The 17,010-nt window shown below is 36.0% G+C and carries 12 protein-coding genes and 2 pseudogenes; 10 read left to right on the forward strand and 4 right to left on the reverse strand.

The window, feature by feature from the left end:
- Nucleotides 1-13 precede the first annotated feature (13 nt).
- Nucleotides 14-1,009 (forward strand): SPFH domain-containing protein, encoded by a 996-nt coding sequence (locus tag ACQKP0_RS12650; RefSeq protein WP_427406214.1) that lies wholly within the window; start codon nt 14-16, stop codon nt 1,007-1,009.
- A gap of 1,145 nt (nt 1,010-2,154) precedes the next feature.
- Nucleotides 2,155-4,179 (forward strand): methyl-accepting chemotaxis protein, encoded by a 2,025-nt coding sequence (locus ACQKP0_RS12655; RefSeq protein ID WP_427406215.1) that lies wholly within the window; start codon nt 2,155-2,157, stop codon nt 4,177-4,179.
- 183 nt (nt 4,180-4,362) lie between these two features.
- Here ACQKP0_RS12655 and ACQKP0_RS12660 read toward each other — a convergent pair whose 3' ends face one another.
- The gene (locus tag ACQKP0_RS12660) at nt 4,363-5,823 is read right to left on the reverse strand and encodes an aldehyde dehydrogenase family protein (RefSeq protein WP_427406303.1); all 1,461 of its coding nucleotides are present in this window, start codon (nt 5,821-5,823) and stop codon (nt 4,363-4,365) included.
- A 21-nt stretch (nt 5,824-5,844) separates the two neighbouring features.
- A complete protein-coding gene (locus ACQKP0_RS12665; RefSeq protein ID WP_427406216.1) occupies nt 5,845-6,705 on the reverse strand; it encodes a methyl-accepting chemotaxis protein in 861 nt (286 codons plus the stop codon).
- 318 nt (nt 6,706-7,023) lie between these two features.
- Here ACQKP0_RS12665 and ACQKP0_RS12670 point away from each other — a divergent pair, with 318 nt between their 5' ends.
- Both ACQKP0_RS12670 and ACQKP0_RS12675 read left to right on the forward strand, forming a co-directional pair.
- Nucleotides 7,024-7,446: an NUDIX hydrolase gene (locus tag ACQKP0_RS12670; RefSeq protein ID WP_427406304.1), complete on the forward strand. Its 423-nt coding sequence runs from the start codon at nt 7,024-7,026 to the stop codon at nt 7,444-7,446.
- Nucleotides 7,447-7,665: 219 nt separating this feature from the next.
- Nucleotides 7,666-8,289: pseudogene (locus ACQKP0_RS12675) on the forward strand (CPBP family intramembrane glutamic endopeptidase); the annotation flags it as partial.
- 153 nt (nt 8,290-8,442) lie between these two features.
- Here ACQKP0_RS12675 and ACQKP0_RS12680 read toward each other — a convergent pair.
- Nucleotides 8,443-9,348, reverse strand: coding sequence for an NAD(P)/FAD-dependent oxidoreductase (locus tag ACQKP0_RS12680; RefSeq protein ID WP_427406217.1), 906 nt, complete (start codon nt 9,346-9,348; stop codon nt 8,443-8,445).
- Nucleotides 9,349-9,423: 75 nt separating this feature from the next.
- A pseudogene (locus ACQKP0_RS12685) lies at nt 9,424-9,816 on the reverse strand (Rrf2 family transcriptional regulator); the annotation flags it as partial.
- 360 nt (nt 9,817-10,176) lie between these two features.
- Between ACQKP0_RS12685 and ACQKP0_RS12690 the strand changes: the two are divergent.
- The 6 genes from ACQKP0_RS12690 (at nt 10,177) to ACQKP0_RS12715 (ending at nt 16,981) form a co-directional block, all read left to right on the forward strand.
- The gene (locus ACQKP0_RS12690) at nt 10,177-10,824 is read left to right on the forward strand and encodes a response regulator transcription factor (RefSeq protein ID WP_427406218.1); all 648 of its coding nucleotides are present in this window, start codon (nt 10,177-10,179) and stop codon (nt 10,822-10,824) included.
- Between the two features lie 2 nt (nt 10,825-10,826).
- Nucleotides 10,827-12,227 (forward strand): HAMP domain-containing sensor histidine kinase, encoded by a 1,401-nt coding sequence (locus ACQKP0_RS12695; protein WP_427406219.1) that lies wholly within the window; start codon nt 10,827-10,829, stop codon nt 12,225-12,227.
- 87 nt (nt 12,228-12,314) lie between these two features.
- Complete coding sequence (locus ACQKP0_RS12700; protein ID WP_427406220.1) at nt 12,315-13,187, forward strand: hypothetical protein; 873 nt, start codon at nt 12,315-12,317, stop codon at nt 13,185-13,187.
- A 529-nt stretch (nt 13,188-13,716) separates the two neighbouring features.
- Complete coding sequence (locus ACQKP0_RS12705; protein ID WP_427406221.1) at nt 13,717-15,219, forward strand: hypothetical protein; 1,503 nt, start codon at nt 13,717-13,719, stop codon at nt 15,217-15,219.
- Between the two features lie 108 nt (nt 15,220-15,327).
- Nucleotides 15,328-16,140 (forward strand): DUF2262 domain-containing protein, encoded by an 813-nt coding sequence (locus tag ACQKP0_RS12710; RefSeq protein ID WP_427406222.1) that lies wholly within the window; start codon nt 15,328-15,330, stop codon nt 16,138-16,140.
- Nucleotides 16,141-16,363: 223 nt separating this feature from the next.
- The gene (locus ACQKP0_RS12715) at nt 16,364-16,981 is read left to right on the forward strand and encodes a DUF5052 family protein (protein ID WP_427406223.1); all 618 of its coding nucleotides are present in this window, start codon (nt 16,364-16,366) and stop codon (nt 16,979-16,981) included.
- The last annotated feature ends 29 nt before the right edge of the window (nt 16,982-17,010 follow it).

A 17,010-nucleotide genomic window follows, 5' to 3' on the forward strand; every position in this document is an offset into this window, starting at 1 on the left:
GGGCAGATCATAGATGTCATTTTTTAAAAACCAATTTGCAAATGTAGTAGAATGGCAAGAATTTAGAGATGATATGATTTTCTATAAATGGAGCAATCGTGAGATCAAAAAGGGGAGTAAATTGATTATTCGTCCTGGTCAAGATGCGATTTTTTTAAACAATGGAAAAATCGAAGGGATCTTTCGTGATGAAGGCGAGTACGATATCGAATCGCAAATTATTCCTTTCTTATCGACCTTAAAGGGTTTTAAATTTGGATTTAATAGTGGCATGCGGGTAGAAGTGCTATTTGTGAACACGAAAGAGTTTGTTGTAAAATGGGGAACACAAAATGCCATTAATATGCCGGCACCGGGACTACCAGGCGGGATACCGATTCGAGCGAATGGAACGTTTAATTTTAAAGTAAATGATTATATTGCCTTAATTGATCAAATTGCTGGCGTTAAGAATCAATATTTAGTAGAAGATGTTAGATTACGCATCACATCACTCCTCGATCAGTTCCTGATGAAATGGATTACAAGGGAAGGAAAGGATATCTTCAATCTTCAGTCCAACTCTTTCGAAATTTCTAAAGGAATTCAAGAAGATTTAGATATGCAAATGACAAAGAGCGGCATCTCGATCACTGGATTTAATGTCATGAGCTTCAACTATCCAAAAGAAATTCAAGACATGATCACAAAAAATGCTTCCCACGGGATGATTAGTAATGTTGATAGATACCAGCAAATCTCTATGACAGATGGCATGGCATCAGGAAAAATGAAGGGTGGCGGAGCGGCATCTGATATGGCAGGGATGATGATGGGAATGAATTTTGCCAATCAAATGATGAACCAAATGAATCAAAATTCCCAAAATCAGCCCGCATCATCTCAACCTGCACAACCTGCTGCACAGCCAATGGCCGGCGACCAAAAGAGACCAAACTTTTGCCCGAATTGCGGTACAAAAACAGGCGAAGCAAACTTCTGCCCTAACTGTGGGCAAAAACTTGTTTAATTAGGGTGAGTTCTATTTTACTTGTCATCCATTTCTAAGTAGTTCTACTCAAAAAGGAAGGGAGATCCCTTTCCTTTTTTATCGTTTAGCGAAATTATAAAATACTCGCACTGTGAATAACTTTACGAAGAGCGAGGTTTACGTCTAGCGCAAGCAGAATTTTTGCAACAAGATCTACCAGAAAAGCGCGGAAACAAGTAGCTGAAGAGAGAAATCGGAACAAGATCTACCAGAAAAGCGCAGAAAGAAGTAGATCGAGAGGGAAATCAGAACAAGATCTACCAGAAAAGCGCGGAAAGAAGTAGATCGAGAGGGAACCGGGAACAAGATCTACCAGAAAAGTGCGGACAAAGGAATACCCCATCGGTAAGCCGATTTCTCCGTCTCCTCCCTACGATAAGCGGGCATCGGATCGTCCCTCGCCGTGTTTCCTAAATCTTGTGTCGAAGACTATGAAATCCGTACACTAGAGCTGCGGAGCTTGCGATTTTGTTATGATTAAATGAAAAAATTCTATATATCTTCTTTATATCCCCTAGTTGTACGGTGTAGCACTGCTCAACTGGGGGATATATTTGTATTCTGACATGTTTAGAAAATAGGTTAAATATCAACGTTAATTGGTGAGTCAAAAGAACTATTTATCATACAAGTTTTTCAATAAAAAATCGTTAATTTATTGGAAAAAGTTTCATTTTTCACATCATTTTTTTCAGGAAATATTGATAAAATCAATGAAATTAACACTTAATGACGACTCTCAAAGAGATTATTTATAACACACATTTTGCCCTAGGAGTTTAAAATGAATAAAGATTCAATTTTGAACCCCTTAATGACTATAAATCTACTGCTATGCTAGAATGAAGCTAAAGTCGTAGGGATATGATCATATTTGTATTGTAAAAAGTTCAAAAATTGTTTTCCGCTTTGTGAGATACTGGGGTTGAAGGGTGTTCGCAATTGTTTCTGCCAACAATTAAAAAAGTTCTTGATAAAGGTATCAAGGTCGAAGGGAACAAAATCGGCTTGTTACTTCTTTTTTATGGGTTTGTAGGTGGGAGTAACCTCATAAAGGTAGCGACTTTTTTTACTTTTTAATCTAAAACTTTTTACAATACATTCATAATTAATGGAGGGGTTAGATGAAACGACGAAATATTTCAACAAAAGTATCCCTTGTATTATTTGTAGTTATTGCGATAGTTCTTACTGCTACGGCCGCTATTGTAAACGTATATACCAAAAATATTATGACTGCAAATATTGAAAAGGAAGTAAAAGTTGAAAGTAAATCGGTAGCGGATAAGGTAAATAACTTTTTTGAAGGGAAAGGGCAACTGGTGGATTCGATTACGAGTAATCAAACCGTGCTCCATTACCTCAATACAGCAAAAACACGTAACGAAGCGTTGACGAACAAATATTACAAGGATATGAATCAATCGTTAGAAGCAATTAAAAGCATGAACCCGGATGTGGCTATGGTCTGGGTAGCAAGTGAAAAAGGTAACTTTTTAACTGGGACAGGAAACGTACTTTCAGGTACAGACTTTGATCTTGCTGAACGTCCGTGGTTTAAGCCAGTAACGAATGCTGAAGGTGTATATTATACTGAACCTTATATGGATCAAGTCTTCGGTAAAGTGATTATGAGTGTAATGAAGGAAGTAAAGGTAAACAATGAATCAGTGGGAATTGTGGCGGTTGATATATTCCTCGATTCCATTCCTTCAATTATGGAGCAATATAAAATCGGTAAAACAGGCTACAGTATTTTAATAGCTCCTAATGGTAATGTGATTTATCATCCGAAGAAAAAATTAATTTTGAAGAATCTTACAAGTCAAAAGGGAGACATCGGTTCGATTGCGAAGAAGATGGTCGCAGGTAAAACTGGGCTAGAAACGGTGAAGCTTGACAACGAAAAGTATTACATAGGTTATAAACCAGTCGAGTCAACCGGTTGGTCTGTTGCAACAACAGTGACTCAGAATGAGGTATTTGAGCCATTAAACGGCTTAACAGTAAAACTTATAATCTTTTTCACTATTACAATTGTTATTTTAGTATCTATTACCTATCTTTTACTAAAGTATATGTTGAAAAATCTTACTGGAATGTCTCAAATCATTAAAAAGATTTCTGCAGGGGATTTGACGCACCGACTTGATATCCGTACAAAGGATGAATTAGGTCAAGTCTCAAATGATTTAAATGAAATGCTGGATAATTTGAATGGACTCATTCGCACTGTACAGATTAATTCATCACAAGTGGCGGCTTCATCTGAACAGCTAAATGTGAGCACTGATCAAACTTCTCAGGCAGCTCAGGTGGTGGCGGGTAACGTTGATTCGGTAACTGCAGGAACTTTGCAACAAATCAAAAGTACGAAGGAAGCTGCTGAAACAGTTGTAAAAATGTCTGAGACATTTCAGGCAGTCTCTACAGATTCAGATGCGGTTGCTAGAATATCTGAAGATGCCGTTCAAAAAGCAAAGCTTGGGGAAGAATCCGTTGTTTCAGCTATGAATCAGATGGAAACGATTAATGAAACGGTAAACGCTGCTGCAGATGTTATTACAAACCTAGGAAAACGGTCGAATGAGATTGGTCAAATCGTTGATACAATTTCTGATATTTCCAATCAGACGAATTTACTAGCCTTAAATGCTTCAATTGAAGCATCACGTGCAGGTGAGCATGGAAAAGGCTTTGCAGTTGTGGCGAATGAAGTCAAAAAGCTTGCTGAACAATCCAAACAGGCAGCTGGTCAGATTGGAGAATTGATTAAGGAAATCCAGTTGGAAACAGATTTTGCAGTGAATTCGATTAATAATGGAACACAAGAGGTGAAAAAAGGTTCAGATGTCGTCAAGACGGCTGGAGTGACATTTAATGAAATAACCTCTATCGTTTCGAGAGTTTCCGAGCAAATGATAGCTATTTCTTCATCGATTCAGCAGCTATCATCAAGCACGAAGCAAGTCGTTGAAATCATTCAAGATGTGGATGAGGTTGCCCACTCTTCTCAAGAAAGCTTTGAAAATGTGGCAGCTGCAGTTGAGGAACAAACTGCTACACTTCAGGAAATTGCCTCATCAAGTCAAGAATTGTCATCTATGGCTATGGAACTTGAAAATGCTGTTTCCAATTTTAAAATTTAATTTTTGTTTTATCATTCACAACTAATTGTGATAATTAAAGGATGTTTTTTTCGCTTTAAAAAAGTCCTTTTGAATAGTGGATATCTTTTAAGTAACTTATAACTAGTAATCTAATAACTATTAAACCCCCTACTTTTGCAGGGGGTTTTTATCACGATTTTCTTCATGAACTATATTAAAGAATTAGCTGTATGGATAAGATCGTTTTTCATGTTGAATGGAAATCCATTTAGTGGTTGTAAATGCATCTAGACTCCATTCTCCATTTAAACGGCCGACACCTGAGTTTTTTACTCCTCCAAACGCTACATTCGGCTCATCATTAATAGTTCCATCGTTTATATGAATCATACCTGTATCCATTAACTTAGCAAGTTCTGCACCACGTTCCACGTTTCTTGTATGAATAGCACCACTTAATCCATAAGGGGTTTGATTCGCGATCGAGATCGCCTCCTCGTCGCTAGAAGCTTTCATAATGGATACGACTGGAGCAAAGAACTCTTCATTTGCAATGGTCATGTCAGGAGTGACTTCAGTAAATACAACTGGTTCAACAATATTTCCAATGACATTGCCTTTAATGATAGGTTTGGCACCTTCCTCTATACCTTTTTCAATCAATGCCACTGTGTTTTGCACCTGGCGTTCATTAATTAATGGACCAATTATTGTACTGTTATCTTTTGGATTGCCGCAAGTTAATGTTGATACTTTTGATACATATTTCTCTACAAACTCATCGTATATTGCTTCATGAATAATTATGCGATTTGCAGACATACAAATTTGACCTTGGTGAGTAAAACGACTGAAGACAGCTGCACTGACAGCAAGGTCAATATCCGCATCTTCTAAAACGACAAGGGCGCTGTTTCCACCTAATTCTAAATGTACTTCTTTCAGGTTTCTGCCGGCTACTTCACCAATATGTTTTCCTGTTTTAGTAGATCCCGTAAATGAAATAGCACGAGGAATAGGATGTTCTACAAAACGATCACCGATCTCGGAAATTTCTGTCGTAATAACATTTAATAAGCCTTTTGGAAGTCCCGCACTTTCAAATATCTTAGCGATCATCGTACCGCCGGTGATAGGAGTATGCTCGTGTGGCTTTAATACAACGCCATTCCCACTAGCTAAAGCTGGTGCAACGGATTTCATAGATAGGAAGAAAGGAAAGTTAAATGGGCTTATTACTCCAACCACACCGACTGGAACTCGATATACGCGATTTTCTTTACCATCTATTGGAGAAGGTAAGATTGAACCATTCATTCTCATTGGTAATGAAGCAGCTTCTTTCAACATATTTTGTACTAGGCCAATTTCAAATTCTGCTTTTAATCGTGTTCCACCAATTTCATCGATAATGACATCAACGATTGCTTCACGATTTTCTTCAATAATATTGTAAGCTTTATCAAATACATTACGTTGGATAATCGGATTCGTTTTTGCCCATTGTTTTTGAACGTTTTCCGATGACTTATAAGCTACATCAAGATCTTCTAAACTGGCAGCTTTATAACTTGCAATTATCTCTCCATTGTAAGGATTCTTGTTTTCTATTGTTAGGCTGCTTGTGCCTTCTCTCCATTCACCATTTAAGTACTGACTGTTTAATGTTTTGAAATTTAACACTGCCATCTCAATCAACTCCTACTAGTTATTTTTTAGTTCTAAGTTTTCTTTCGCTAATTCAGCAAGATTTTGGATATTGGTGTTGATTTCTTCCATTGTAGCTGTCAGCTCCTCAATCGCAGCGGACTGTGAATCAGATTCGACATTTGTTTTTTGTATATCTTGATTTAGGCTTTCAATAATATCTTTAATTGTTTTTGTAATAGATTGTATTTCATCTACTTGTTGTTTGGATCCCGTTGCCATTTTTCTGATTTCATCTGCTACAACGGAAAATCCTCTTCCGTGTTCGCCAGCACGTGCCGATTCGATTGCTGCATTTAATCCAAGTAAGTTACTTTGATCAGCAATTCCTTTAACAACTACTGACACCTCTTCTATAAGCTTTACGCTATTATTTACCTCAAGGGATCTGTCAGAAATAAGTCTCATATTTTCTGCTAATTGTGAAATGGAAGTTGCCATTTCTAAAATTGTTTTGGTCACCTCTGATATTATGACGGAAAGGTTGTTAGCCACACTTGAGAGCTTGTTTGCCTTATCAACATTTTGGCCGATGCCAACCCCTCCAATGACTCTTCCATCCTCATCTCGAAGCGGTACTGCATGTGAAATGAGACTAACTCCTAATATTTCAGCGGGTACAATCATCGCCTGATTTTTATTCTCTCGAATGGCTTTCGTAATGATATCTCCTTCAATTAAAGGATCTCCCGGTGCAACATTCAAAGAGAATGATTTAGCTGGAAAGTTCATAATCAATTTTTCAGTATCATAAATACCGATTGTAATATCATCATTTACTAGTGCTTGAATATAGGGTCCAGCGTTTATAAAGGATTGCAGCATTGGATGAATCTCAGTCTCAATACTTATTGTCATTCTTCTTCCTCCTATCTAATAAATCTTCTTATAATATATATCGGTATTTTTCTGAAATAATTAAATATATGAAAAGTTCATTTATATACGATAGAATCAGAATATAGAAACAAGATGGAAGAGATAAAATATATAAACAACGATCAGCATTCAGTATTACGGCGATCAAAAGTGCCAAACTTTTGCCCGAATTGTGGTCAAAAGCTCATATAAACTGATAGGATGGTACTTTCGCTTCAATAAAGAAAGAGAACTGACCTTTTTGTATTTTAAAGTAAAAGCTGTATCCCATTTTTCTTAATCAGAAAGGTGCCTAAAATGATAAATGTAAATAAAATGGTTATTGCTGTTAAAGGTGTTATTTTAAATGAAGGAAAGGTGTTAATTGTAAAACGAGCAATCGATGATGAAATTGGTGGAGGAACTTGGGAATGTGTTGGGGGAAAAATAGAGTTCGGCGAAGATTTAGAAATAGCATTGGTGCGAGAAATTAAGGAAGAGGTTGGCTTAAATGTTACGGTTGAGAAGATTTTATATGCAACCACTTTCAAAACCGATCCTACAAGACAAGTAGTCATTCTTACATACTTATGTAGAAGTGAAAATAAACATGTCATTCTTTCCAAGGAACATACTGACTACCAGTGGGCAACAAAAAAACAATTCAAATCACTGCTGCCTCCAGAAATAATGAATGATTTTGAGAAACATCATGTGTTCAGCTCGAAAGAATGGCTATGATTCTTATTTAAGTCAATACGATGAATAAAGGAATGGGATCTTAAAATTATTAAGAGATCTCACTCGTTTTTCAATAATAACCTTTAACATAGCTTTTGCATAAAATATAGCTCACAAGGAATATGTAGCAATGATAAAGGAGAGTATCATGTACACAATTGGACAAGTAGCTAAATTTATATAAACTAGTCTCAAAAGTTCATAACCTTTTTAGTTTCAATGAAGTTTGCAAAAGATAAATTTAAGAATAAACTTAAATTATCTGTGATTTTTACTGCGAGTATCATTCAAGCCTCCCTATTTTTGATAACTTTGTTTCTCGTATCTAAAAATAGTGAAGTAGACTCTATTTTTACTATTTCTTCATGGGGAATGCTGATCTATTTCTTTTTTAAAAACTTTCTTGCAGGGCCACTAGGAGAAGAATTAGGGTGGAGAGGTTTCGCTCAAACGGAGCTCCAAAAGAAGCATTCGTCATTAAAAGCTTCAATAATCATAGGGTTTTGGTGGGGGCTGTGGCATCTGCCTATATGGTTTACTATGGGGTATATGGGCATTGATTTAATCAAATATATTCTATTCTTTATGATTGCACTCATAGCTACGAAGATCGTCATGACCGCATTTTATAACTTAAATCAAAATTTAATCATTCCAATCATGATCCACCAACTCTTTAATTTTTTTATTGGCTTAATAAACGGAAACTTATTGGAATTAATCATGTATAGCGCAATTCTTTATTCAGTGGTGGCAGTTTTGCTCATCGTGATAAATCCAAAGAACATATTGTATGGAAAGGAAGATACAAACGTTATTAATGGAAAGCATTATATGATTTAGTGATAGAAAAGGTAATTCTTGAAATTATGTTAAAATTTAAAATACAGAGAGTATGCAGAGAACGGGCCATTTAATGGAGTAAGTCTTTTAAGTTATTAGACCTCATAATAAAAAAGCTGATGAGTTTGCATTTATAACTCATCAGCTTACATTTTAAAATCTATCTAATGTTATATCCATGTTTATGCTTGAAGCAGCCTTATTGCCGTCGGCTGCAGCAATCATCAAAGAAGAGGGTCCTACCTTTTCAGTTTCACCTGCAATATATATCCCCTTCGCTGTTGTTCGTCCAGCACCGTCTGTGATAATTCCTCCGTTTTCATCAACTTGACAATTTAATTGTTCAGCAAATTTATTTGGGCGATAAAAACTCGGTACTATGAAGCCACCACTTCTTAGAATGTTTTCACCTGATTCTAATTCAATACTTTCTAAGTTACCATTATCTCCATGTAAGTTTTTAATAACTGCTGTATATACCTTAATCTTTTTACTTTCAAAGTCATTTCGCACTTTATTGGGTAGTTGATGACCATTAGTAAAAACGATTAAATCCTTCGACCAATTAAAAACCAATTTAGTCAGATGAATAAGGTGTTTATTATTTTCTGCAATTATAGCTAACGGCTTGTCTCTAAGCTCCCAACCATCACAATATGGGCAGCTGAATAAACTTTTACCGTAATATTGTTTAATCTGTGATAAGGGAAATTCTTCTTGTATACCAGTAGCTAACAGTATTTTTTCTGTTATATAAGATTTATTGTTGGATGTATTGACTAAAAATAAATCCGTTTGATCATCTTTATTTACCACAATAACAGTCTCATTCGAAATTGAAACAGAAGGATACGATTCTAATTCTTTAATTGCGATATTTTTAAATTCTTGCGGTTTAATTCCATCTCTTGTTAAAAAACCATGTGACTCATGAGTTACACGGTTTCGATTTGTTCCATTATCAAATATGGCAATTTTTCTACGCGCTCTTCCTAAAGTTAAAGTTGCACTTAATCCGGCGGGTCCTGCACCAATTACAATACAATCAAATTTATCCATCATTATTTTCCTCCTCATTCATAATATATATAATAGAGTTTTAATATCTACAATTTAAGTAAAAGACTTCATGATTTATATAGATGTCTTATTCATTTTGTTAGCCAGATCAACTATACGTGTTTGAGCCAATTCATTTAAAAGCTTTTCCTCGGCTGATTAGATCGCTTTCTGAATTAAACAATCAGGATTATGGCCGAGACAATAATCAAAAATAGGCGTCAAACCTTCAATAGCTTTTATAACATCGAGTAATGAAAGTTCTTTCCAGCCAGGTTTTAATTTATAGCCACCATTTGCACCTGAGACAGATTCAATCATACCTGACTTTACTAATTTTGTTAGTATTTTAGATAAGTATGTCGTTGAAACTTCTTGGCGTTCAGCTAATTTTGCCACACCAATATGCTCATCGGGAGGATTAATAGCTAAAAATAACATGGTGTGGAGAGCATAGTTCGTTGCTTTTTTTACTTCATATTATTACTCCTATTGTAGACTTAATATATCTATAATATTCACTTAAGTTTTTAATGTCAAATGAAAAATAATAATGTCACAATTCAAGAAGCTACATTACTAAGTTCAGATGAAATAATTAGTAATTGTGGACTGTTTTCTAAATAACACGGTTTTTTTAAGCATTACTATAACAACATAGTAATGCTTTTTTTCTGGTTTCATTATCGTTAAGATGCTAAAAAAAATAAAAAAGTGAATTTTCTGTTATCCTTAGTTGCTGCGAACGGATTCCTAAAATAACATTAAACTAACAGCTTTTACAACTCTATTACATTACGATGCTATGCTATTGAAGAGGTGATCATAGTGGCAACAATTTTAATTGTCGAGGATGAAATTCCTATTAGTGAGTTAATTAAAAGAAATCTTCAATCGGTTGGACATAAATGTATGACAGTTTTTGATGGACAGTCGGCTATTAATGAGCTGGATCAGCGTGAAGTCGATCTTGTCTTACTTGATATTATGCTTCCAGCGATGAACGGATATGAGGTTTTTCAACAGATTCGAGGGATCCCTACTATTTTTTTGACAGCACGGAGCAGTTTGACGGATAAGGTGAAGGGCTTGACATTAGGTGCTGACGATTATTTAGTTAAGCCTTTTGAAATGTTGGAATTGCTGGCGCGAGTGGATGCAGTGCTAAGGCGTACGAAGAGGGAAAGTAAGGTTTTTAAGCTGGATAGGTTGAAAGTTGAATTTGAAAGTCGGCAAGTGTTTTTGAATGAACATTTAGTTGAATGTACCCCTAAAGAATTTGATTTACTAGAAGTGCTGGTCAATAATCGAAACATTGCATTATCTCGGGATAAGCTGTTAGAGCTTGCTTGGGGCTATGATTACGTTGGAGATACGCGGACGGTAGATGTTCATATTCAAAAGCTAAGAAAGAAGTTGGATATGGAGGGGAGAATTAAAACGGTTTATAAAATGGGATATCGTTTGGAGGTGTAGCGGTGAAATCGCGGACCTTTTTATTTACACTTATTCTATTTCTCCTCTTTTTTTATAGTGGGATTTTGTTCGTTTTAGTTGTGACGCTTAAGAGTAATTTAGATAATTCGAAGGATCGTAGTCTTAGAGAGCATTATTTTATTGCATCATCGTATGCGAAGGACATGTATGCATTGGAGGGAAGGGGAACTTCGGTTGAGAGTGGAATCAAATCGCTCTATCATTCATATGTTGATTTTTACAGCAAACAAAAAGTAATTTTGATTATTTCTAAAGAGAGCAAACCACTTTATACAGATATGATGAGAGATTCTATTAAATCGCCTAAAATCCCTAATCTTTCAAAAACAAGTGGACGTCTTGTTTCGATGGAAAAGCTCGGAAATAAGGATTATATCCGTGTAGTGGGTACAATACCAGCACCATATGATACTTATACGCTTGCTTATTATTATGATGTATCTGCAATTATTTCTTCGTGGAACAAAATGACAGTTATGCTGTTTTCGATTGGAATTGTATTTTGTGGTTTGCTTTCCGTGTGTTTATTACTTGTATTAAATCGAGTTTTTAAACCACTACAGCAAATTTCAGCCGCATCCAAAAGCATTGCCCAGGGGCAGTATGCGAATCGGCTTAAGGTTAAGGGGCGAGATGAGCTTGCGGAGATGGCAAGTAGTTTCAATCATATGGCGGAGGAAATTGAGAGTCAGATACAGCAGTTAGCTACAGCGGCAGAACAGAAGCAGCAATTTGTTGATAATTTGGCACACGAGCTTAGAACCCCATTAACCACTATTTATGGTTATGCGGAATATATTCAGAAGGTTGTTCGCTCAGAGGAGGACAAATTATTTGCGACAAATTACATAATGTCTGAGAGTCGTAGACTTCAGACAATTGCTTATCGCTTGTTGGATATGGCAACTCTTCGTGGAAATAAAATTGAACGGAACAATGTTCGTATGGAAAAACTGGTGCATGAGTTGGAGCAAGCAATGTCCTTCAAGTCAGGAGAGGGAAAAATAAAGATGATCTATGAGTATCAGTTTGACACATTATTGTGTGATGCAGATCTGATGCATATTCTGCTAGTGAATTTAATTGATAACGCAATGAAAGCCTGCAGTCCTGATGGAGTGATCAAGCTGGCAGCATATTTAGAGAAGCAAAAGAAAGTAATTGTTGTTCAAGATAATGGTAAGGGAATGACGAAGGAACATCTTGCTCACATTATAGAACCTTTTTACCGAGTAGATCCTTCCCGGAGTCGTTCCGAAGGTGGTGCTGGACTGGGCCTTGCACTATGCCAGCAGATCGCAGTCACTCATGGAGCAAAGCTGAGCTTTTCATCTGAGCTGGGGAAAGGGACAACGGCTAAATTAACTTTTACAAGTCAGTAATAAGTTAATGATAGTTCGATAACATTCCATTTATATACTTACAACTGTGATCACATCACACATTAAAATGTAAAGGAGACGGATGAAATGGAAAAAAGAAATGAAAGGAAAAAAATGGTCCTAGGATCAGTAGGAGCTATTACAGCTGCTACATTGATATTCGGGGGTATTAGTCAAATCGTAAAAGCAGCAGAAGAAAGTAAAACAGAATTTGTTTCTACCAGCTACAACTTACCATATGTAGGATCATTGAACAGCAATGTTCCTGTGGACTATGTAAAAAAGGATTACAAAATAAAGTTTGTTGGCAAAGATCAGCCAACGGTAAACGATATGAAGATGGAAGAGGCAGCAGAGCTTGCTAGTCAAAATTTGTGGAGAATCTTTCATGTCGATCTAAGTGGACAAACGTTGGAAATGATGTACAGTCCGATTAGTACAACTCAGTTACGTGCAATATGGAATGTGCATGTGAAGGTGAATGATCGGTTATCTTATGATTTTGCTCTAGATGCTGTCACTGGAGAAAATCACTCGATTTCGAAGTGGATGTATCATAAAGCAGATATTCGTGAAGGAATGGATAAAAATTTAATTAAGAACAATGAGGAGTATCAAAAATTAGCAAAAGTAGCAGCAGAAAAATATCAATTAATATCTGATAAAGTAGCATCTGTGAAATATATTTCCCAAGGGTATCAAGAAAATGAAGGAGGGGCAAAGAATTCTGATATTACTTTCCAAGTGAGATCAGATAAAGGAGAAATCGCTCAACTTACTTTCTCTAGGTATAATAAAGAATTGCTTAGTGTGGAATATAGCAGCTGGATAAAAGAAGCGGATCGTTATCAAAAGCAATTGGAACAGGAAACAAAAGTACAAGATCCAGATATTGTGATTACTGATGAGCTAATGAAAAAAATCCAAGAAAATGGATCTCCGATTGAAATTAAAAAGTAAAGAGAAAACACGATTATTATTAATTAATTAATTCTCATAATTACGCTCTGAGTGTACCTAGCCAGGTGCACTTAGAGCTATTTATTTTCTTTATTTGATAATTCCCCTTGTTGTACAAAATTGGTTCCAAACTATTATCGAATTATGATATAGATTTACCAAACATATATACTGCGACCTTTCTACACGATGATCCAAATGTCCTAAATTTCTAAATTATTTAAAAATATTATTAATCCCTTTGTACTGTTCTGTTATTATATAAATATGTCATTTTCCTACATATGGAATATAAGAGGGGGATGGATATTTAAGCGGCTTCAAAAGGAGAAACAACATTCGGGCCATAATTCTAGTAATTATTGAGCAGAAGAGATGCACTAAATATATTGATTTATATACATGTAAAAAAAGACATATCACATTACAACAATTGCGAAGATTTATTGACATAAAAATTAGAAATAGAATAACCACAAATCTTAATTAAAAAACGACTTTTTAGATTGTGTTCAGGATGCGGGTCAATATGAAAAGTATCAAAAAGTTTCCTATTTTAATAATAACAGTGGTTTGTTTATTGTTTTCCATTAAAAGTTACGGTGCGACTTTGAAAATAAGCAGTACAACAGTATCTGCAACGATTTCAAAAGGGAAAAGCTATGAATTTTTGAATAAAAGTAAAAAAGTAGGTCAGGTTAAGGTAAATGGTCTGAGTAACACCAGCTATGATTATGTCGTATACAATAAGACAAAATCCGTAGTAACCAGCAAATTAGCTGATTGGGGAACTTCAATCATTAAGGTTCCTTCAGGTGGAAAAGTAGTAATCACAGGTCAAAGCAATGTAAAGGTAAAAGCAAGTGCCACGAAGAGCGTGTTTAAAGTGAAAGCAAGTAGTTCCCCAGCATTCGCAAGATTCAATGTTTCCAAAGGAAAAAGCTATGAGTTTATGAATAAAAGTAAGAAAGAAGGTTCTGTACAGGTAGTTGGGCTGGCTAACACCGATTTTGATTATGTGGTGTACGATAAGGCCAAAAACGTAGTATTCAGCAGGATTTCAGGTTGGGGGACTTCAAGCATTACGGTTCCATCGGGCGGAAAAGTAGTGATCACGGGGCAGGGCAAGAAACCTGTAATAGCGGGTGGCCCGAAGCTCCAGTTTCAAGGAAAAGCAAGTAGTAAACCAGCATTCACACGATTCACTATTTCTCAAGGGAAAAGCTATGAGTTTTTGAATACTAGTAAGAAGGAAGTGGATGTAAGGGTAGATGGGCTGGCTAACACCGATTTTGATTATGTGGTGTACGATAAGGCCAAAAACGTAGTATTCAGCAGGATTTCAGCTTGGGGGACTTCAAGCATTACGGTTCCATCGGGCGGAAAAGTAGTGATCACGGGTCAGGGCAAGAAACCTGTAATAGCGGGTGGTCCGAAGCTCCAGTTTCAAGGAAAAACAAGTAGAACACCAGCATTCACACGATTCACCATTCCTCAAGGGAAAAGCTATGAGTTTTTGAATAGAAGTCAGGAAGAAGGTCAAGTTAAGATATATGGCCTGTATAATTCTAGATATGATTATGTAGTATACGATAAATCAAATAATGTAGTAACTAGCAATCTAGCAGGATGGGGAACTGGAACAATTATGGTACCGTCGGGCGGAAAAGTAGTAATCACAGTGCAGAGCAAGGAATCCATAAAAGCGGGTGGTCCAAAGCTCCAGTTTCAAGGAAAAACAAGTAATACACCAGCATTCACACGATTCACCATTCCTCAAGGAAAAAGCTATGAGTTTTTGAATAGAAGTCAGAAAGAAGGTCAAGTTATGGTATATGGCTTGTATAAGTCTAGCTATGATTATGTAGTGTATGATAAGGCAAATAATGTAGTAACTAGCAAGTTAGCAGAATGGGGAACTGCAACAATTAAGGTGCCGTCGGGCGGAAAAGTAGTGATAACCGGACAGGGGAAGGAATCAATAATAGCGGGTGGTCCTCAATCATTATTTACCGGAAAAGCAATCCAATAGATTAATTTGATTTTAAGCATGACTAGTACCCCATGTGTTTCTCTTCTAGACACATGGGTGTTTTTAGTAGATGGGACTATTAGCTTAGAGAAAGGATAGTGTATGAAAATGAGTCAATTGAGTGAAAGAAATAGATTTGAACAGAGATTTACAGATGATGTTATCGAAGTGGCAGCTGTCACAGGCGCATCAGGGATTGGTGCCGGAAAAGCTGGAGGAGACATACTTTGGAATGCGTCTATAGATTTGATTGCGTGGAAAAATTTACATAACAATGAACCCATTAAAAATGAAGAGTTACGACTTGAATGGTTGGTTAGTGATGAGGAATTGGAAAAATCAAGAGATATTTTGAAAAGTCATTCAGTTGTAAGATTACTGGTTCGAAGGGCAGAAAACTCAATGATGCTTGTTAATGTTCTTGAAACAAATTATAAAGATGATGCACTAGAAATGATTTTGCAGGAATTCATGAAACCGGTTTTTTACACTGATGAAGTTCTAAGTCAGTTCGAGCTTGTTAAGAGTGTTAAACTTTTTGAAAAGAACGTTTCTTGGGCAGGAGAAGAAGGGATTTTGTATTTTGATTGGAATGAAGATGAGAATGAAATGAAGTCTGCATTGGAAACAGCATATGCTCTGTTCAATGAGCAGGATGAATGGAATATGAAAATCAGAATGTATGCTGCAGAAGAACTTGTAGAGTTAGCAAATGAATGGCTGCAGGATAATGATGAGGCAGTAATAGCTGAGATTACAAAAGAAATGTTCATTGATCTCATGGAATTAAGTAGCATTAGTGTTTATCCAGAAGGTGGTTTTGAGATATTCTTTTCCGATGGTGATATGTTTTGGGGACATTCAATTATTGTAAATGGCAATATTAATGGTGAGCTCACTTCGGCAGAAATTGCAGGATAATGGATTGAAAGATTGCTAAACATTTCAATGAAGTGCATAGCAATGGTGAGACACCAGAGTCACATTTGCTGATTTAAATATATCGAACTCATTTTATAAGAAAATGCATTAACATGAAAGATGTACGAAATAGGAGGGACTGAAATCTACCCCACATGTAGCTTTGGAACTTTTTGAAGGTACCTCTCGTATATAATGAATACATACGAGGGAGGGAATACAAATGAAAAGATATATGAAACTTTTAACCATTCCTTTATTAACAATTACATTGATATTCTTACTTAGTGGATGTCAGTTGTTTGATTTATGGGGTAAAAATATTGTGAAGGAATTAAAAGGTCTCGATGTAACTTTACAAACCTATGATGCTGATGGGCTGCCGATAGACACGATTAAAGGAAAATCCGGAAACATCAGCAGGGATACAAAATTTGATATATCAAATGAAAAGGGTGAAACAACTAAGCAATCTTCAGTATTAAATATAACAATTGGTGGAAAACAAATCACCCATGTTGGCAGTACATTAATTATGTACGAAAAGGGACTAACAGATGTCATGAATGAATTACCAAAGCAAGTTACAGTTGAGAATAATGATAGAAGCACTCCATTTATTAATAAAATCGTGAATAATTTTCATAACTACTTTGATGGAAAGTCAAAAATCATTTTAATCAGATCTCAGCTTGGAAAACCGGTAGCAACATTCACGGGAAATTCAGTATCGTATTGGTCAACCGATGTTCCAAACTCAACAGGTTTAATTATTGATGGGAAGTATTTATTCATCTATCGTTGTGATTTTACAATGTATGATACGAAGTTAATAGAATAGTAATTTTAATGAAGATAAAGGGCGGACCT

Source organism: Heyndrickxia sp. NPDC080065 (assembly GCF_050281185.1).
Taxonomy (GTDB): Bacteria; Bacillota; Bacilli; order Bacillales; family Bacillaceae_C; genus Heyndrickxia.

Coding starts and splice junctions, on each gene's coding strand:
- ACQKP0_RS12680 (WP_427406217.1), bottom strand. CDS start 9,348: ATGGATAAATTTGATTGTATTGTAATTGGTGCAGGACCCGCCGGATTA.
- ACQKP0_RS12710 (WP_427406222.1), top strand. CDS start 15,328: ATGAGTCAATTGAGTGAAAGAAATAGATTTGAACAGAGATTTACAGAT.
- ACQKP0_RS12700 (WP_427406220.1), top strand. CDS start 12,315: ATGGAAAAAAGAAATGAAAGGAAAAAAATGGTCCTAGGATCAGTAGGA.
- ACQKP0_RS12655 (WP_427406215.1), top strand. CDS start 2,155: ATGAAACGACGAAATATTTCAACAAAAGTATCCCTTGTATTATTTGTA.
- ACQKP0_RS12665 (WP_427406216.1), bottom strand. CDS start 6,705: ATGACAATAAGTATTGAGACTGAGATTCATCCAATGCTGCAATCCTTT.
- ACQKP0_RS12705 (WP_427406221.1), top strand. CDS start 13,717: ATGAAAAGTATCAAAAAGTTTCCTATTTTAATAATAACAGTGGTTTGT.
- ACQKP0_RS12715 (WP_427406223.1), top strand. CDS start 16,364: ATGAAAAGATATATGAAACTTTTAACCATTCCTTTATTAACAATTACA.
- ACQKP0_RS12650 (WP_427406214.1), top strand. CDS start 14: ATGTCATTTTTTAAAAACCAATTTGCAAATGTAGTAGAATGGCAAGAA.
- ACQKP0_RS12670 (WP_427406304.1), top strand. CDS start 7,024: ATGATAAATGTAAATAAAATGGTTATTGCTGTTAAAGGTGTTATTTTA.